Raw genomic sequence first — 18,564 nt, 5'->3', positions numbered from 1 at the left:
CTATGGGTTCTGGTGCAAAAAAATCGAGGAATTGCAAGTAATCTCTAAACCTTGGACATACTGATAGTATTGCTCTATAAAGGTGCATGATCAGTATGCAAAGGGATAATTTGTTTAAATGGAAGCATTACCAACCGGATATCACTGTATTAACTGTATGTTGGTACCTACGGTACAATCTAAGTTTTCGAGACTTGGTGGAAATGATGGAAAAAAGAGGATTATCCTTAGCTCATACCACGATTATGCGCTGGGTCCATCAATACGGACTGGAACTGGATAAATGGATCCGACGTCATCTTAAACAAATGCTTCATGGCGAGTGGATGAAACGTACATAAAAGTAAAAGGACAATGGGTATATTTATACCGCGCGGTTGATTCTGAGGGAAATACAATTGACTTTTATCTTAGTAAAACTAGGAATCATACGGCTGCAAAGCGATTCTTTAAGAAAGCTTTGCAGTCTTTTCATGTCTCAAAACCTCGTACAATCACAATTGATAAAAATCCTGTTTATCCAGTTGCCATCACTAAATTAAAGAAAGAGAAAAAGTATCGTTAAGCACTCAAATTCGACAGATAAAATATCTAAATAACGTAGTGGAGCAAGACCATCGGTTCATTAAAAAACGTGTACGCTCTATGTTAGGATTTAAATCTTTTGGCACAGCTACATGTATTCTTGCAGGAGTAGAAGCCATGCATATGATAAAAAAAGAACAGGTTGATTTACGGGATCGGTCTGTTCAAAATCAAAAAGAATTTATTCATCAATTATTTGGATTCACAGCGTAAAGAATGCTTCCAGTAGGACTCCTCATTATTTCTTGGGAACATATTCTTTCTTTGCACCAGAACCCTAACTTTGACTTAGGTACATGTCCTAGATTCATAAACTAGGTACCGTACCCTGTAACCACATGAAGAGTGATATTTTCCAAATAAAACACATCAATAGACCTATAAAATACATATAAAATACACAACTCTCAATTATATTCTATTCAAGGAAAAACACATCCTATAGGCCTATGTAAGAACTTTTCTTTTCCAAACACAAGAACAGATATGTCATATATAAAAAGAGGAGAAATTTTCATGGTACGATTTCAATCATATTTACTAAGTTCATCTACCTTAATTGGCTACTTTATCGGTATTTTAATGTATATTGCTTATGCTTATCCTCATCAGGCATGGGCCAACATAGGTTTAGTATGTATTACACTTTTCATTAGTTTTTTTCTCCCTTATTACTCTCGTATTAGTAATAAAATTGATGAATGGCTTTGCTTTAAAACCGCATTTGTAACCCCAGGAAGAATGGGTCGATTTTTTGCACAATGGCTATTCAATCTTTTTATTTTTTATGTATTTTTGTATAGCAATATTATTAATCAATTTGATACAAAATCATTGGGCGGAATATGGGGCATTTCTTTATTAACAACTATTGCTTCACAAGGTATTCAATACATAGCCATTACTTTAGCTAATCGTGAAATTGGAAATGTAAATAAAAATGTATCTCTTGGTTTAGCACTTAATATCCTTATTACCGCAGCCGCAGCAATTGGTATTGAATGGATGAGGCCCATTTTTTTATTGACAGGTTTGATATTTGGTAGTTGGGTATTTGGATCCGGTATACTTTCAGATTTCCGTTCATTGTTCCCTCGTAAAGGGGGCATTGGCATTTTTTTTGGAACATTTAATCCTTTTCATAATACTCACTTAGCTATCATACAACAGGCTATAAAAGAACGTAACTTAGAAAAAGTAATTATACACTCAACTGTGATTCCTAAATTACATGCAGATGCTTTGACTAAGGGCGAAATAGAAATTGCAGAAAGACAAGCTGGAATGCGCATCTATAAACGGACCCCCCAAGCGGATGTACACGTGAATTACTTTCCAACTGGAAACAGATTTTATGAATTTGAGACCCGAAAAAAAATGATGGAATTAGCGATCGAGGAAGCAGGATTGACAGACAAAATCGAAGTCCTTTCTTTTCCGGATATTTATCATAATAAAGGATTTTATGGCATTATCCACAAAATCAAAGAGAAATACTCGAAGAAACGTATACATGGTATTCATGGAAGTGATTTGGGAGGTATGTGGGTTAGAAGAATCTATGATGAATCTGGATGGATTTATCCATATTCAATTCGTAGAGTAGATGGCATCTCTGCAACCGCTATACGAAATGGCAGTAAGGGTATGGCACCAAAAACAATTGAAGAAATTCTATGCGCATTTCGAGAATCTGCTTCTACAGTACAAGTCGCATCACGAAATTTTCATATTTTAGAAGGTTTACTACAAGAATATTTACCACAACCATGTGAAAAGCTCGAAAAATCGGGACCTGTAGAAGTAACCAAGAATCTCGTTATTAAAGTAGTAGAAAATGAAGAGGAAAAGTTAAAAGCTAATTTAGTTCGTGCCATTGTCTATATGCATGAACAACACTGTCCTTTTGAAGAAGAATTCGATTTAAATGATTTTACTGCTACCCAAATTATTGGATTAATTGGAGAAGAACCAGTATTAACTGCTCGAATCCGCTATTTTCCAAACGTAATTAAAATTGAGCGCTTAGCTATTCGAGATGCATATAGAGGTAGAGGCTATGGCCATCAGCTACTTAGCTACCTAATTTCGTTTGGACTTAAAAAAGGTTATAAACATTTCTATCTTCATGCTCAATCTCAATTAAAAAAGTTTTATGAAAGCTACGGTTTTCGCGTTGTAGGAAACTCATTCGGATTTTCTGATTATGAATATATCGAAATGGAAGCAGATTCATCAACCTTGAAAATGCACTCCAACACGGTGCATGTGGATGTAACATCTTGTATAGGTGAAACTCCGATGTATTTAAATCGACCAGAGGGTCGATTAGATGAAGAAGGACCACTTGAAAAATCCTTATTTCGATTCAATTAAGGTAGCCGAACAATTAATACTTCATTTTCAAAATTGAAAATGAGGAATAATTATCAATGTTAATGGTTTATTACTTAAATAAGCCATTAACATTCTATCTACATACTTCTTATCCTTTAAAATAATTTTACCTGTGTGTTAATTTCATCTTAAATTATATGATTATGTAAGGAGAGTATTAATATGGAAAAGAAAAAAGTTTTACTATTAATCGATATTCAGCAAGAATACGTGTCAGAAGGACGCCCCTTTTTTATTTCAACAATTAGCCCATCTTTAAAAAATGCAAAAAAAGTATTAGAAACAGCTCGAGCGGAGTCTTGGGAGATTCTACATGTCCAACACCTTCAAGATGGAGCGATATTCCATCCAGATTCTCAATATAGTAATTTTATTCCCGGATTTGAACCTAAAAATAATGAATTTATTTTTACTAAAGAAAATTTTTCTTGTTTTTCCGACCTTGTGTTTTCAAATCATATGGAGCCACTAATAGATTATGAAATCTTTGTAATAGGATATGGTTCAACTATGTGTTGCATGGCTACTATTATAGATGGCTACCATCGTGGGTTTCGTTTTACATTTGTCCAAGATGCTTCTCATTCGAAAAGATCTGCTCAATTTAGTGAAGTTGTTCGGCATATACATGCTGTTGATCAATTACGTACTTTTGCCAATATAACAAATACAGCTGATATAAGTGTTACCATTGGAAAATTTGAAAACGAAAAATAAAAGTTCAACCAATTCATCTTCAAAAAAAACATAGGCTGCATTCACAGTTATATAGTACATATTCCTTTTCAAATTGTGTACTATATTTTGCGGTGAGCCCTTTCACTTTATGAATTCTGCTCCTGCATCCAGTGCACCCGCTAAAGCTTTATCCTACCATGAAGGCGAGTCATAGAATCAAAGGTTCTGGTGCAAAGAAAGGATATATTCCCAAGAAATAATGAGGAGTCCTACTGGAAGCATTCTTTACGCTGTGAATCCAAATAATTGATGAATAAATTCTTTTTGATTTTGTACAGACTACTAAATATAGAGAAAGTGGCTAAAGTTATGTTGTTCAACTGTAATGACATAACAATTCTATTTAAAAGAAATTGTATATTTAGATACAAGCTACCAATTCTTTATACGCTAAAAATACGTACCATTTTCGTGCAAAGAAAAATAACAATCAGAATAAACTATTTTATTCACAAATTCCATTATGAACCATATATATGGTATAGGGGGGTCCTGTTCCTCCTGTTGCACCTGTTGCACCTGTAAAAAGTAGTGACTACTATTTATACGTATATAAATGTAGCACTACTTTTATTATTTTAGCCAAGAAGATTCTCTCCTTAAGGAAAGTGACGTGAATAGGTAGGAGAGATTTGACTATGGTACTCTGCCCAACTTCCTGCCAAGAAGACAGTGTGTGTCTGGCTAAAAGAAGTGGATCGTATTGCGATGCAGTCGTCTGTTTGCAACTTTGTGTGTATACACTTTTTCAAAAATAACAAACTAGTGCCTCGTGTTTCAAATCTAAGAAGAACAACGTACAATCTTTTATCGCAAAACAAACAGACGAAAACATTGCCGTTGTAGAAAATAAGATAAATTTATTGAACCACAGTCAATCTCGACTGGGCTGAAGAAAATGCCAAAAATTAACAAATGAGCAGTTAAAACTGATTAACATTTGATGACGATTATTGTTAAAATAAACAATTCTTAATTACAGCAATCGGGCGCGTTTGTTTAACAACAAATAAAAGGTGATACATATTAGGCATGCTTACTTAATATGTATCACCTTTTATTTTGTATGACTTTATACAATTTAGATTTTAATACTGTATGATTTTCTCGAAATAGTATAGTGCGGCCCTATAGTTGGGGGTCTAATCGTTCTTGTTTTACATTACAATTAGGATCTATTTTGAAAAGTGATTTCCACGTTTTAAAGACCATTTACATTTTCCAACGCCAATATAATTTGTGTACCTGTTCATAACGCATTCTCAAGGTATATTCGTCACGTACACACCTAAAATTCCGCTAAACTTTTACTTTTCTCTGAGTACGTTCTATTTTCGTTTGTTTATAGTATTCTATATTTTGCCAAATGCTATTTTTGAAACGTTCGTCTCCCATTTCATTGATATAATTAAAGTAGACTAAAAAAACAATTCAAAAGGGGGATACTATTTTATGAAGAAAAAACGTAACTACTCAGCTTCCTCACGGAGGCTTTTTTCATTTACTAGTCTGATATGTACTTTTTGTGTGAATACTAGATATATCAGACAAGGAGGTGGTATTTATGTTGAAAAAACAAGAAATTCTAGCTGTCTATCAAAAGGGACCTCAAGCTATTTACGATTTTGTTCATCAATTAGAAAGTCAAATACAGAATTTAAAAGAGCGTATAGAAGAATTAGAAAATCGTTCAAAAAAAAACTCTACAAATAGTCATAAACCACCCTCTACAGATGGTTTTCGTAAGCCTATTACAAAAAGTTTGCGAAAATCATCCCAGCGTCAAACCGGTGGCCAGTTGGGCCACAAAGGACATACACTTCATTTGACAACGACTCCTGACAATATGATTACCTATTCTCCTACGCATTGTATTTGTTGTCACACGTCCTTAAAACATGAACCTGTAAAAGGATACCGCATTCGCCAAGTGTATGATTTACCACCTATCCTGATAGAAGTCACAGAACATAAAGTGGAACAAAAAGAGTGCCCACATTGCCATTCTATCCAAGAATCCCAGTTTCCCTCTACTGTCTCTCGTCCTGTTCAATATGGTCCAAATATAAAAACACTGATTCCTTATTTAACACATTATCAATGCCTTTCTTTGAAACGAACAAAAGAATTCTTTCAAGATTGTTTTGGACATTCGATAAGCGAAGGGACGTTAGTCAATCATACCCATGCTTTTTCTGCTCAATTGCGGCCGTTTCTCGAAGAAGTAAAAGAACAGATTCTGCAGTCTTCTGTTGTCCATTTTGATGAAACCGGTATGCGAGTAGAAAATAAAACACAATGGTTACATACTGCGAGTACACCGGAGGTGACATTTCAACATATTCATGAAAAACGCGGAAAAGAAGCGATGGATGCAGGTGAAATCTTGCCTTCTTTTTCTGGAATTGCTATGCATGATGGGTGGAAACCGTATGATGTGTATACAGATTGTCGTCATGTTTTATGTAATGCCCATCTCTTGCGAGATTTGCAAGGGATTATAGATAGTACCGGAGAAACATGGGCACAACAAATGAAAGAATTCCTTACACAAGCTTTGACAATAAAAAAGCAATACAAGGGAAATATTCCAGAAATAGAGAAAAAGAATCTGTTTGCCGCATACCAGGCCATATTGAAAGGCAAACAGGTGCCTTCTGCAGAACAAAAAAAGAAAAGAAAACAGACGCCTTCTCAAAATTTATGGAATCGCTTTGCTAAGTATGCGGACAGAATTCTAGCGTTCTTAGAAAGTCCAGATATTCCATTTGATAACAATCAAGCGGAGCGAGATATTCGGATGACGAAAGTCAAACAAAAAGTGTCTGGGACGTTTCGAAGTAAGGAAGGTGCAGAATCATTTTGCCACATACGTAGTTTTATGAGCACCATGAAAAAACAAAATCAATCAGTATTACAAGCGATAAGTCAGGTGTTAAAAACCGGAACGGTTCCTTGGAATACCACTCTTTCGTAAGAGAATGTTTCTATTTCATATAGATTCTTTCTCTTATCGGAGTGTGTTCTTTTTCATGTTTTCGAACAGGAAACATGTATTTGGCATGCTTTTTTGTTTAACTAAGCTGAGTAGTTACGAAAAAACATCATAAAGCATTAGCTATCTTTCCATTAGCATGTATGTTAAGTACATCCATGCTAGCAGCACCCGTTTCTACCTTTGCGGCAGAAACACAAAGCGAACAAGGAACAAAAGCTATTGATAGGGCAACATTTGAACAAGATTTGATGAGGGCAATGACGTATATACCCCCGATTATTCAACCTAATGGTACTGGGAAAATATACAATCCATTTCACTATAGCAATCCAGCGATAATTAATTTAGCATTTTCTTTAGAAGACTTTAAAGACGTAACTGCTACAGAATCAAAAGATATTACAACGGCAGATGATATGCAAGAAGCTACGTATGAAAACGTCACAGATTTAAATCAAACACACGTAACACCGTCTAAAACGATTACTAATACAGATTCCTTTACGTATTCTAATACAGAAGGAGCAAAATTAGGTGTAGAATTGGCTCATACATTCAATGTAAACGTAAGTATCCCAGGTGTAGGAGGGACCGGTGGCTCTACAACAGAAAAAGTGTCTACTGAATTCTCTTATAATCATACTAGTTCGAATACAACGAGTCATACAGAACAAATTACAATACCTTCTCAGACTATAGTAGCGGCACCACATGGAACAACACACTATCTCGGAAAAGTACAACGGGTTGAATTTTCTGGAACAACGGAGAATACAGGCTATATTACAGGTACTATAGAGGCGGAGACAAATTTCCTTAAAGCTACCGAAAACGGTCCCGGAACAGGCCCTTATGATTATACGCAAAATGGAAAAGACACAGTTAAAGATAGGGACTGATGATCAAAAAGAAGCTGAATAAAACAAAAAAAGATAGTTTGTGCAGAATAGTGTTGCAACAGAGTACAGCTTTATTACCATCACTTCTCCAATAGTCTCTAAGACTTGAGCAATTTCATATTATTTTTCAGGTACCATTGTATCAGTAGGACTGTGTGTCGGTTGTAACATGGTTTGTCACGGATAATTGCAACATCCAACCGAGTACATACCTTTTGAACCAATGCTGTAAAATATTCTTCAACTTTTGTGTTAAAAAATCTTTCTTCTGTATCGTGGGCAAAACATAAAATGGTAGTTCATTTATGATACGGTTGTTTGCGTTCTTCTATAATCATTCATCACATTCAGATTGTATCCGTTTAATAAAAATTACAGCAAAAGATACCCACATTTTGAATGCTTAAAGTGCCACAAACCTTACGATTTTTAATTGTACTTTGTATCCAACTTCACTGTCAGCCCACGCCTAAAGGCGTGGGCTATTTTTTCTAAATTATATTGTTTTCTTTCTTTTAATATCAAAAAATATTCCAGAATGTTGAGGGGCCCTAAAGAGTTTCCCAACACCCTGGAAAAGATAGAGGTAATCCTATCTTAATTCGTACAAGGGTTTCGATGACAGAAAATTCATGAATCTCACACTTTATTTTAATGTATTAAAAATCGAAAATTCAATTTTTATTTCATAGGAAAAATTTATATACAATGAATGATGTAATTCATTGCACGTTAAAAACCAAAATTAAGTTAGGGAATTTCTTTTATATACGGTATTTTGTCAATCAATCTTATAACATGAATCACTTTTGATATGGATGTAAATTCCATCTCAATGTAATACAAAATGTGCAAATTTATATTTTGAAAACTTCCTACGTTCATGTCATCAAAATATAAAATATGGCCTTTCCCTAAAGTTATTTTTATGTTTGTTATGACCTTTCGAATTCGTTATCTTTAGTAAGTCAATGAAAAATAACTTTGGGAGGAATCATTTTATGAAATTAAACAAAATAATGTATGGAACACTATTATCTACCGCACTATTAAGTAGTCAATATGTGATGACTACGCCAACATATGCTGCTGAAAATACAGGTGTGGTGTGGGAAGACAAAAACCAAAATGGTAAGATGGATGCAGGAGAATCTGGAATCAATAATATTAAAATGGATTTATTTACTGTTAATGGATCTTTAATTAAAAGTTCTACAACGGATTCACAAGGGAAGTATTCTTTTGGTGATGTGGCCGATGGGAAGTACTATGCGAAAGTAAACGTTCCACAAAATTATCGCTTTGGTGGAAGCGTTCCTTATTTTGGTAGTGATGGATTAACAAAGTACATAACTGTAACTCAAAATAATTTAAAAGATTTAAATGTAGGTCTAGTAAAAATAAATGATCAACAAATTGAACAACAATTTAAATGGTCATTAGTAGGATATATGGATAACGAATTTGTAAATATGACCTTTACTCCAAAAAATTTAGAATTACAAATTAAATTTAATCTAAGCATACCTAATATTTATTCTACAAATTCACACTATGCCAATATCAAAGTTAAAAAATCTACTGGTGAAGTAGTGTATGATCGAGCTATAAACAATGCTCAGCAACTAGCGGATGAATCAAAAATGATTCCAATGAAAGCAGGTTATACAATTGAAATTGTACATACTGAAGGAGATAGACTGCGTTACACTATTGATAATGGCGAGACTACTAAATTAGGAAGTCCATATACAGCTGTTATCAAAAAATATGAAGTCACAAAAAACAGCTTGAAAGAATTACAATAAGGCATAAGTTTATTACTCATTTTCATGCTGTGGAGGAAGTCTTCTCCACAGCATATTTTTGTGTCTGAACTATGCTTTTTTCGTACGTTAGAAGAGCAATTAGCAATAATTCCGCGTATCCCTCTCTAGAAGAATCAAAGATTCTTCTAACGAAAGTAAATAACATTTGACACTCCCCCGGCTAAAGCTGCAAGTCCTACACCTTACAGTGTAACGGATGGGATTCTTGAATGACGAAACGTACGCAGTCCATTTCTGTTTTGAACAGCCTTCAAGATGAGGGTGCGCCATCACCCATCCTAAGACAGACCATATAGGTTCTTAGGCTGATTGACTATTACCGCCAATCACAGTTGCGTAGCGAATATTCATCGCCCCAACGATATCACGATGTTTCTCAAATCCACATTGGCACTTGTATGTTCTATCTTGTGCCTTGTTCTTTTCAGAACTTTTATACTTTTATTCGTGCTTTTCTTTGCTTCAACCATTTCAAATACAAGGGCATTCATGACTTTTATATACTCGTGGCTACTTTGTTTCAATAGCTTGAGTTATTGAGTACAAATATAAAGAAACCTCATTCTTGGCAAGAACAAGGTTTCAATCCGCTCATACTAGTTGTAGATTTTATTTCGATAGATCTCTAAATGTATATCCAAATTCTAATGTCATTTCGGTAATTTTTTGAAGAAATGGGGTTACGATTCTAGTAACTTGATAATGTATCTCATACTATATTCAGAATTGTAATACATATAAGTATGGTATATATCGATAATCCAATGAAAATGAGGTATTTTATATACGTCGAACCATGTGTATTGCTAAAAAAAATGACTCCTAGCATTGTAATCAACATAATAGATAACAAAAATATGGGGTGGAAATATAGTGGATTACCGGTTAAATATACGATATAGCACGACCAGGATATAGTAAATAACAAGAAAGCAATCCAATTAGATTTATACATAAAAGAACTCCTCTCTAAACTGTTGTAGTTGAAATAATGATGTATAAACATTTATAAAAAAATAGAATTCCCTCCTACAGTTGCATAACGATAGCGATATATCTAGCTATCAGTGACACTCCTTTTTAATAGGTACAGTATATTCATCCAATCTTGCTGCGCTCTGTTATAATTCAATTTTTCACTATTTCTTCTTGTTAAATACGGGTAAAAAAATTATGAATTTTATCTTTCTTCACATTTAATTGTTTCAAATTATATTGAAATTAAACCTATTCTCCATCACTATACATTTGACTTGGAAACATAATAATTGTACCTCCAAAAAAAGTATTTGTTTCTTCTATGGTGTGTTTTTCAATCTTCTATGGTTTTTTTATTAAATTCAGTAAAATCAAATAGATTATCTCCAAAGAAAAAAGAATAGCTTGTTGCGCTATAATTTGTTTTCCTCGTTCCCTTCGTCATTCTCTATGCAACAAAACATGTACTTTATTAATTTTTTATGTAGCATTCAACAGATTTAGTTACTGGTTTGAATTGTAACACATTGGCACTTTTCTTTTATTTATATAATGTAAAAAGGAAACGAAAATACGTAAGGATAGCGTTTTTCCTTACGGAGTCTATGTTTTCTATTTATAATGAATAGCCTTTTCCTATCACATGGCCATAGTTTGATATGGATTATTATCCATGATTGGTTCATTTAAATCAAACACAATCACATTTTTTTTGTACCTTTGATAAATTTCGCATCTAATTTCATTTCTTCAATGCTATTTCTCTATAGGGAATAGCATCTGTTGTTTGATGCAACATATCTGATAGGACTTGTTATTCTACAAGTGGAAGTATTTTCTTACGCCTACTTGTAGCCATTATCCTACTAGAAAAAAGCGAAAAGTATTACAATCGTATCTATTTTCAGTTTTTCTTTCATTTGATATTTTATTCCTAGATGTATGGTATGAACGTATTTACAGTAGGTATACTCAAAATACAATTCTTTTTCGAGGAAGAGAAGTCCTATATTATAAAAGAAAGAACTTTTTATTTCCTCCTGTTTCGAACGAGAAAAAAATTATTTTTTATATTTTATGGTGTAAAAATTATATAAAATCATTTTAAGTGACATAATAGAGTCGTGATAGAGCTTTGTTCTATCAAGTATTTTCCTATTACATGTAAATTTAAAGATTCTACATGATGATATGAGGAATTGCATAAAATCAAGATATATTAGGTTTTATAAACATGAAAGGAAGGGGGCGATACAATTTAGACATACATGTGTAAAATACTGTTGTATTATAAATACCAAAATTGCTAATGCATCAAAACTTAATAGTTCTACTTAGATATGTAAATATATTTTCATCTATGTATCCTTTTTTATAGCAGAAAACACTCATAATAATAGAGTATAGTATTTTTAATTCATAGCTTTATCCCTTCTTACAAGGATATGAGTAAAAGCCCATTTGCGTGTAGAGCATACTGTATACTGTATTTTGCTAAAAGTAAGGAAAATTGATATTTTATATTCGTTTTGTATAGCATGCATGTTAAGTTACATTGAGAAAATAATAATCGTGTGTTACAAAAGGAAAATGTAAAATTTGTAGATTTATTATACGCATATATAATGCAAAATCAAAATAACGAGGAGGTTTAATATGCAAGCAAAACTAGATGATGCAATCGTATTTGAGAGAAGTGGTATGGAAATTACAGGTATCGTAATAAAACTGTATGAGAGATCTGTATTAATAGAAATTATAAAAATAATTGGTGGTGATTTTCCATATGATAAGACCGTTGTGAGTCATAAAAACTATCGACTTTGCTGTATAGATGAAACTGAATAAATACTTGAGCTGATTTCATATGGAAGGCTATTTTTTCATGAGAACATATTCAGAGATCAAACACTCCTATTTATATCTAGGATTGTTTCTAAGATTTCTTATACAAAAAAGGCCAAGCTAATTTCTTACGTCGGATTTTAGTATGACAAAAGTCCATTACAGCCTAATGTGTCATTATCAGAAACATAAACAAAAAAACTGTAAACAGACACATAGCGAAAGAATATATACCCATTTTTCAAGTAGCTATAATTATTATGCTGATTTTCAGTTTCATATTGATGAAAATAAAGTGTAAATTGAGCTGTATGTTATTGCGGAAAAAAAGAAAGTTAATTTAAAACGCTTAACGCATCTGTAAACAGACAATGTTAGATTTATGTGCTTTGATATTATTTTTTATAAAAAACCTTTTTAAAGCCAATCTGAACATCATAACTGGAACGTTAGCAATTACATTTGGTTTATTAAACCAATATTGTTTTATTTTTTGGTTTGTTACTTACAAATAATAGAAAAAATACCTCCCTACATTTTTATAAGACTCCATTACAAAGTGCATAGATTTTTACAAAAGTGTAGGGTTACGGTCATATTCATCAATAGGAGTTCACTTCTAAAAAGCAAAAAATAGACAAAAGAATAGCAAATATAGGAGAATTCACCTGATGAAATCAGTTGTAGATGTAAAAAACATTCAAAAAATGTACGGTAAAAAGGGGAGAAACCAATCCCATGTGTTAACAAATGTATCATTTTTCATTCAAGAGGGTGAATTCGAGCTGTTGACGTCGAGTCCCGCGGTGAAAAATCAATTATTTAACACGCTGACATTTACGGTGACGATTACCTCACATGTGCCATCGGGATCTCCGGGGCCAACTGGTCCAGCAGGGACACAAGGGGTGCAAGGGCCTGCAGGGATTCCGGGCGTGAAAGGTGTAATCAAGGAACGCAAGGGGCGCAAGGATTGCCGGGGCCGGCGGGGAATGTATTTGTAGGAAATAATGGCAATGCCAGCGTATCGGTGATAGACGCAACTAGTTCCCAAAAAGTAACCACCATAGCGGTGAGCTCGGCTCCTCGTGATGTGGCGATTAAGCCGCCAAGCTTATAAGAGAATCAGAAGGAGGTATTTGCCTCCTTCTTTTTTTATCACCAAAAATCCTTACGCATTTTCCCCTATATTTTCTTTATATATCGTATTTTATTCTTTTTTAAGAAGAAACGATGTTTCCCTATCAGATACCTGGCTGGATTGGTGTGCTGGTCATTCGTAGCGTTGTCTGCTGGAAAACTGATGATTTCTGATATACAGATTCATTGATGTATAGATGACATATCGTGTAGAATAACGAGGGAAGAAGGAGAAGATTCGCAAAGCATACAGAGTAATGTTCTGTTGAAACAGGTATGATTTGTGAGAGTTCAGGGGGAAAAGATGAGAAATATCGGATATGTCAGAGTCAGCTCGGAAGATCAAAATCCAGCGAGACAAATCGAACAGTTACAGCAACTAGGGATGGATGTGCTGTATCAAGAAAAAGCATCTGGTGCAGACCGCAATCGGCCACAACTACAGAAGCTCATGCAAGATGTACAGAAAGGTGATATCGTATGGGTGACGGACTTAACACGCATTACAAGAAGTACAGCAGAGTTATTTCAATTGGTCTCGTACATCCAAAAAAAGGGAGCCAACTTACAGTCCATAAAAGACACGTGGCTTGATTTAACAGCGGATAATCCCTATAGTCAATTTTTACTGACTGTGATGGGTGGTGTGAATCAATTAGAACGAGATCTCATTCGCATGCGGCAACGAGAGGGTATTGAGCTTGCCAAACAAAAAGGGAAGTATGTGGGGCGCGTAGAAAAGTGCCATGAAAAGCATCCCAATTTGGAGCAAGCCCTTGCTCTTTATGCACAGAGAAAGACGACCATTCATCAAATTTGTGAACAGACACAAATATCTCAATCCACATTGTATCGTAAGTTGCATATGTTATCCGTAAGAAAAAGAAACAGTGGTTGGCAAATGGACGACACCAGGTAGAGTGAATAGGCGCAGTGTAAGTGGTTTGACAAGTAATCTGTAGAGAAGTTTGTAACTCTATTGCACTGTCTTACGACCTTCCACAATTCTTGAATCGTTTTTGAGTCACTGTAAAAAGAGCGAACGAAAGAAACAAAACGTTCAGGTACCCAGTGAGCGACAAAATCAGGTTGTTCCATATTTTCTTCTGGCGTATTGCGATTCTCATTGCGATTACGTTTGTTTATATCTTTTATATTTTGTTTTAAGGTTTTAGTAATTGTTTTACTGGTAGGACACTTTGTAGGGCTTTTGGTATCTACCTTGTCGGACACTTCTTCCACAATCGGTTGAATGATAATTGCATTAGAAGTTTGAAGCATATCTTTTTTCGCTTCATTGGAACCTGTTTCACCATCTTTTCAGCTAATCTATTTTTGCATGGGAAACTAACACCTACATATTTACAGCTGTGGCGCTTTAAGATTTCGAGTAACGTAAGGAGTTTAGCTTGTACGTCGGTACGTTTAATGGACATACGGATATTATCTCTGTATGTACGTATAGTTTTGTTTAATTCTTCCACATCTATGAATGAGGATAAGTTGTGGAAGGATTCTTTAGTTGCAATTACATTGATACGTTTCTTTTTCATAGTATTAGCCCCTTTGTATAAACAAGAAAGCAACAGAATGCCAAGTGTAAGCAAACTGTTGCCTAGGAGCCCTTACGGTAAAATAGTTTGTAAGAGTACAGCAGATGTTTGCCTAGATGGGTTAGGCGGACGGTTAATAAGGTGGTGTTGTCAGCACCTTTGATACACGCTGTGCTTTTTTGGTTACTTGGGGGAGTACAACGAAAAAAAGTATAATAAAGGAACAAATAATGGTGAGCAAATTGAGGGAGAACGATGAAAAATCATGAGCATGTCAATGGTCAAATTCTCCAAACGAACAAGAAATGGTCACATCTGAAACAGAATCAGAAGAATTTGATAGCAGGATGGTTACAAGAAGAATATCGAGGTTTTATCGTCATGTATTTGCGAAAGCCCAAACGCTATGAAGAAGAATATATGTTAGATAGTGTGATGGAAAGAATTCAGGCACGTGATATTTGGATACTGTATGTAGAAGTAAAGACGTATTTCACACGAAAAAAAGGAAAGTGGTATCGGAAATTAGAAAGCGAGTTAGAAAGTAGAAGGATGGAAGAAGAGAAATAGATTCGCATAACAAATGAAAGAATCGGAATGCTGATTTGTTAAGAGGAAGGGGAGTGTATGAGAAAAGACGTACGGAAGAACAGTATGCCTTTCTGTGCCCTTATGTCTTTCAGGAGAAAACGAAATTCCACTTTGTAGTATTGTGTAGGGAATTCATGTGCAATGAATGGATTGTATAGTGGAATTGTTGTTTTTACTATATGTGAATTCCGTTTTTTGATATGTTCTCTAGGAGGTTCATTCAGTTTTATTTTTGAGTGAAATCATAAAATGAGGACAAGACGATGTATGTTGACATATTTTGTCCTCATTTTGAATGAAGTTAAAGAAAAATAATCAATGACAATCCCACGAAACAGATGTAGTTTTGGTGCAAATAACAGTAGTAGGATGGGATTGTAATGTTAGGATGTGCAAAAAAAATGTTTCATAGAATGGTTATAAAAACCATTCTATGAAAAAGTATGGTAAAATAGAGGAGTAACAACAGTTAGTTTATATTTATAAAAATCGAGCAAGAGATACGACAACTACATAGAAGATGATCAAATATCAGAAATAATCATCTTCATGAATCAACGAGCGAAATTGTGAAAACCAAGCCATTTCGTATTGTGATGGAAACTTTGAATATCAAAGGTATGATGAAGAATAAACACTTGTCTAAAGCTATTGCGAAGCAATGTTTATATGAGTTCAAAAGACAAATACAATATAAATGTGAAAAATATGGTATTGAATTTGTAGAAGCTGATACATGGTATCCCTCTTCAAAAATGTGTTCAAATTGCGGAAACATCAAAAAAGAACTAAAACTTTCTGACCGAATATATAAATGCAATTGTAGTCATGAAATCGATAGGGATTTAAACGCTTCTATCAATTTGTCGCGATATGAATTAGCAAACTAACACTTAAAAAGTTACTGCTGATATGTAGGATTCGTTGTATCCGAATTTACGCCCTCGGAGTGTTATATCAAACAAAAGTAGTTTCGGCAAAATTGGACACGTAGAACAGGGGAATAAACATGATTTATAGACTTTTTATAAGTTTATAGCAACGGGGATATGTGTATAAGGAATTCGAATCTCTCCTCCATTAAGAGGAAAGATGGCGCATTATAAGAACAACTAATGGATCTGTGAATCCAGATAGCTTTGTTAATTTTTGAAGTGTTTTTTGTTTCTTCTTACTTTTCTTTTATAAATAGGAAATATAAGATGTAGACATGAAAAACCGCTTTATTTCTACAGATTGAAATTAATTTTTTATAGTATTGCAGTTTTTAAAAATGGAAACGGTCACATAAGGTATGAGGTATGCTATGTGTACAAAAGGAGGCATTTCTATGAAATCAACAGGCATTGTACGAAAAATTGATGAGCTTGGTCGAGTTGTGATACCGAGGGAAACGAGGCGTACACTCAATATTCACGAAAAAGACCCACTAGAAATATTTGTAGAAGGTGAAACGATTATTCTACAGAAATATAAATCGTATGGTACTTGTCCCATTACAGGAGAAATTTCTTCCCAGAATATCAAACTTGCGGATGGAAAGCTGACATTGAGCCCAGAGGGGGTAAAGCAATTATTAGCTGAATTAGAACATTACAAAGTAACGGTATGAGAATAGAATAGGGGGCGAGTTCGTTGGAAGTGAAATTACAAGCATTCCAAAAGGATAGAAGCAAGAACATGCTATCTTTGCAGGAACAATTGTTACAAGAGGCTTTTCAAAAGAGGAAGGATATCACGTTAATTCTGTTAAAGGGATTGCATGTAAAAGGAATGATACGAGGATTTGATACTTATTCTGTTTTAATAGAAGTTGAAGGAAAGCAACAGCTTGTATATAAACATGTGATCTCCACGATTCGCTTCTAAAATAAAACAGTAGCATGAAATTTTTAGAATTCATGCTACTGTTACAAAAATATTATTTAGCATTTTCAGCTTCTTTTAATGCTTTTCTCGCTTTAAAGGCAGGTGTTTTTCTCACAGGAATGGTAAGAGTTTCACCAGTATGTGGATTGCGTCCTGCACGTGCGCCTTTCAGCGCATACGTCGATACCGAGAAAATAATGGATTTACCCTGTACATCGTCCCCTTCGCTCCGATATCGGGCACAATTAGAGAAACACGTTGGTATCGCATACGGAAAAATGGAGAAGGATGGTTTCAATACTATAGACAGAAACATCCGAAATTATTTGAGAAACAAAGATTATACATGTATGAAGAGATGAAACACCGAGCGGTGTATTACTGTTCGGCTTATTTGGCGATTCACATGTAATTCAGGATGAACAGGAGAATATTCTAACTACTTGAATATAGCCTCTACGCTCTCTTCACCTATTCAAACGTTGAAAATAGAAGACCCAGATATCCACCGCGAATACGACAGAGACAAATTGTCCATTCTAGATGTATTAGCAACTTTAGATGACGAAACCCAAATTGCAATTGAAATACAATTGAATGACCAAAATGATTTTCTGAAACGTAGTTTGTATTACTGGAGTCGCTTATACGCTTCTCAAATGCAAAAAGGGAGTTCGTATGATACGCTACGGAAGACAATTACGATTAATATTTTGAACTTTCCAGTCTTTCCAGAATACGAAACGTTCCATACAACAGGGAAACTGTGGGATATCAATTTACAAAAGTTACTCTTAGATGATCTAGAATTGCACGCGCGACAAGAAGTCGCTTCATAATAGTGCGTATCCATAGGGATACGCTATTCTAGTTGTTAAGAATATTTCCACCCGAAACAGCGTTGTTAGTAATGGCAGGGTTGGTTGCATGAGGGGATGCATAAGGAAGCGATGAACGTACATCTAATCCGTGCTAGGAAAAGATGAGAAGGGTAAACAATAGTGAATCTTTGTAAGCTTCGTTACTAGGAATCCAATGAAAGACGTTGATACATTGGAAATGCGGATGAGAAAAGTGAATTGTGCAGCTCACTGAGGAACAACCTATATAGCCGCCGGAGTATATAAGATACCCTCCCTCAT

The 18,564-nt window shown here is 34.5% G+C and carries 12 protein-coding genes and 9 pseudogenes; 17 read left to right on the top strand and 4 right to left on the bottom strand.

What is annotated here, in order from left to right:
* The first annotated feature begins 95 nt into the window (after window positions 1-95).
* The 6 genes and pseudogenes from MHI28_RS32005 to MHI28_RS31975 all read left to right on the top strand — a co-directional run bounded on the left by MHI28_RS32005 (window position 96) and on the right by MHI28_RS31975 (window position 7,617).
* A pseudogene (locus tag MHI28_RS32005) lies at window positions 96-798 on the top strand (IS6 family transposase).
* Window positions 799-1,101: 303 nt separating this feature from the next.
* A complete protein-coding gene (locus tag MHI28_RS32000) occupies window positions 1,102-2,961 on the top strand; it encodes a GNAT family N-acetyltransferase (protein WP_340828589.1) in 1,860 nt (619 codons plus the stop codon).
* A 183-nt stretch (window positions 2,962-3,144) separates the two neighbouring features.
* A complete protein-coding gene (locus MHI28_RS31995) occupies window positions 3,145-3,699 on the top strand; it encodes an isochorismatase family protein (protein ID WP_340828588.1) in 555 nt (184 codons plus the stop codon).
* Window positions 3,700-4,365: 666 nt separating this feature from the next.
* A pseudogene (locus MHI28_RS31990) lies at window positions 4,366-4,583 on the top strand (IS200/IS605 family element RNA-guided endonuclease TnpB); the annotation flags it as partial.
* A 701-nt stretch (window positions 4,584-5,284) separates the two neighbouring features.
* Complete coding sequence (gene tnpC, locus MHI28_RS31980; RefSeq protein WP_197233369.1) at window positions 5,285-6,697, top strand: IS66 family transposase; 1,413 nt, start codon at window positions 5,285-5,287, stop codon at window positions 6,695-6,697.
* A gap of 161 nt (window positions 6,698-6,858) precedes the next feature.
* The gene (locus MHI28_RS31975; protein ID WP_340828587.1) at window positions 6,859-7,617 is read left to right on the top strand and encodes an ETX/MTX2 family pore-forming toxin; all 759 of its coding nucleotides are present in this window, start codon (window positions 6,859-6,861) and stop codon (window positions 7,615-7,617) included.
* A gap of 182 nt (window positions 7,618-7,799) precedes the next feature.
* Here MHI28_RS31975 and MHI28_RS31970 read toward each other — a convergent pair.
* Window positions 7,800-7,920: pseudogene (locus MHI28_RS31970) on the bottom strand (transposase); the annotation flags it as partial.
* A 698-nt stretch (window positions 7,921-8,618) separates the two neighbouring features.
* On the opposite strand from MHI28_RS31970, the gene MHI28_RS31965 reads away from it, so the two are divergent.
* On the top strand, window positions 8,619-9,425 hold the full coding sequence (locus tag MHI28_RS31965) for an SdrD B-like domain-containing protein (protein WP_340828586.1): 807 nt from the start codon (window positions 8,619-8,621) through the stop codon (window positions 9,423-9,425).
* 321 nt (window positions 9,426-9,746) lie between these two features.
* Here MHI28_RS31965 and MHI28_RS31960 read toward each other — a convergent pair.
* A pseudogene (locus MHI28_RS31960) lies at window positions 9,747-9,881 on the bottom strand (zinc ribbon domain-containing protein); the annotation flags it as partial.
* A 2,199-nt stretch (window positions 9,882-12,080) separates the two neighbouring features.
* Between MHI28_RS31960 and MHI28_RS31955 the strand changes: the two are divergent.
* From MHI28_RS31955 to MHI28_RS31945, 4 genes and pseudogenes are all read left to right on the top strand, one after another.
* Complete coding sequence (locus tag MHI28_RS31955; protein WP_340828585.1) at window positions 12,081-12,272, top strand: DUF2187 family protein; 192 nt, start codon at window positions 12,081-12,083, stop codon at window positions 12,270-12,272.
* Window positions 12,273-12,937: 665 nt separating this feature from the next.
* A pseudogene (locus MHI28_RS31950) lies at window positions 12,938-13,105 on the top strand (bacitracin ABC transporter ATP-binding protein); the annotation flags it as partial.
* Between the two features lie 194 nt (window positions 13,106-13,299).
* Entirely contained in the window at window positions 13,300-13,389 is a 90-nt protein-coding gene (locus tag MHI28_RS36280; RefSeq protein ID WP_445661812.1) for a hypothetical protein, read from the top strand.
* Window positions 13,390-13,713: 324 nt separating this feature from the next.
* A complete protein-coding gene (locus MHI28_RS31945) occupies window positions 13,714-14,328 on the top strand; it encodes a recombinase family protein (protein ID WP_340828790.1) in 615 nt (204 codons plus the stop codon).
* Between the two features lie 38 nt (window positions 14,329-14,366).
* Here MHI28_RS31945 and MHI28_RS31940 read toward each other — a convergent pair.
* Window positions 14,367-14,962, bottom strand: a pseudogene (locus MHI28_RS31940) (helix-turn-helix domain-containing protein); the annotation flags it as partial.
* 255 nt (window positions 14,963-15,217) lie between these two features.
* On the opposite strand from MHI28_RS31940, the gene MHI28_RS31935 reads away from it, so the two are divergent.
* From MHI28_RS31935 to hfq, 4 genes and pseudogenes are all read left to right on the top strand, one after another.
* Window positions 15,218-15,532 (top strand): transposase, encoded by a 315-nt coding sequence (locus MHI28_RS31935; RefSeq protein WP_340828584.1) that lies wholly within the window; start codon window positions 15,218-15,220, stop codon window positions 15,530-15,532.
* Window positions 15,533-16,035: 503 nt separating this feature from the next.
* A pseudogene (locus MHI28_RS31930) lies at window positions 16,036-16,443 on the top strand (RNA-guided endonuclease InsQ/TnpB family protein); the annotation flags it as partial.
* A 440-nt stretch (window positions 16,444-16,883) separates the two neighbouring features.
* Window positions 16,884-17,165 (top strand): AbrB/MazE/SpoVT family DNA-binding domain-containing protein, encoded by a 282-nt coding sequence (locus MHI28_RS31925; protein ID WP_340828583.1) that lies wholly within the window; start codon window positions 16,884-16,886, stop codon window positions 17,163-17,165.
* A gap of 23 nt (window positions 17,166-17,188) precedes the next feature.
* Window positions 17,189-17,422, top strand: coding sequence for an RNA chaperone Hfq (gene hfq / locus MHI28_RS31920; RefSeq protein WP_340828582.1), 234 nt, complete (start codon window positions 17,189-17,191; stop codon window positions 17,420-17,422).
* 52 nt (window positions 17,423-17,474) lie between these two features.
* Here hfq and MHI28_RS36275 read toward each other — a convergent pair whose 3' ends face one another.
* A complete protein-coding gene (locus MHI28_RS36275) occupies window positions 17,475-17,720 on the bottom strand; it encodes an HU family DNA-binding protein (RefSeq protein ID WP_445661811.1) in 246 nt (81 codons plus the stop codon).
* Between MHI28_RS36275 and MHI28_RS31910 the strand changes: the two are divergent.
* A pseudogene (locus tag MHI28_RS31910) lies at window positions 17,646-17,834 on the top strand (hypothetical protein); the annotation flags it as partial. The gene MHI28_RS36275 and the pseudogene MHI28_RS31910 overlap by 75 nt on opposite strands.
* A 28-nt stretch (window positions 17,835-17,862) precedes the next feature.
* Window positions 17,863-18,237, top strand: a pseudogene (locus tag MHI28_RS31905) (Rpn family recombination-promoting nuclease/putative transposase); the annotation flags it as partial.
* Between the last annotated feature and the right edge of the window lie 327 nt (window positions 18,238-18,564).

Origin of the sequence: Bacillus sp. FSL K6-0268 (assembly GCF_038005425.1) — a bacterium.
Taxonomy (GTDB): domain Bacteria; phylum Bacillota; class Bacilli; order Bacillales; family Bacillaceae_G; genus Bacillus_A; species Bacillus_A thuringiensis_S.
Note: the sequence above shows the minus strand (reverse complement) of the source record. Positions and strands in the feature narration are given on the sequence as shown.

What these genes read in the sequence shown, in the direction of transcription:
- MHI28_RS31925 (WP_340828583.1), top strand. Translation starts at nt 16,884, where the DNA reads ATGAAATCAACAGGCATTGTACGAAAAATTGATGAGCTTGGTCGAGTT.
- MHI28_RS31995 (WP_340828588.1), top strand. Translation starts at nt 3,145, where the DNA reads ATGGAAAAGAAAAAAGTTTTACTATTAATCGATATTCAGCAAGAATAC.
- MHI28_RS32000 (WP_340828589.1), top strand. Translation starts at nt 1,102, where the DNA reads ATGGTACGATTTCAATCATATTTACTAAGTTCATCTACCTTAATTGGC.
- MHI28_RS31945 (WP_340828790.1), top strand. Translation starts at nt 13,714, where the DNA reads ATGAGAAATATCGGATATGTCAGAGTCAGCTCGGAAGATCAAAATCCA.
- MHI28_RS31965 (WP_340828586.1), top strand. Translation starts at nt 8,619, where the DNA reads ATGAAATTAAACAAAATAATGTATGGAACACTATTATCTACCGCACTA.
- MHI28_RS31955 (WP_340828585.1), top strand. Translation starts at nt 12,081, where the DNA reads ATGCAAGCAAAACTAGATGATGCAATCGTATTTGAGAGAAGTGGTATG.
- MHI28_RS31975 (WP_340828587.1), top strand. Translation starts at nt 6,859, where the DNA reads ATGTTAAGTACATCCATGCTAGCAGCACCCGTTTCTACCTTTGCGGCA.
- MHI28_RS31935 (WP_340828584.1), top strand. Translation starts at nt 15,218, where the DNA reads ATGAAAAATCATGAGCATGTCAATGGTCAAATTCTCCAAACGAACAAG.
- tnpC (WP_197233369.1), top strand. Translation starts at nt 5,285, where the DNA reads ATGTTGAAAAAACAAGAAATTCTAGCTGTCTATCAAAAGGGACCTCAA.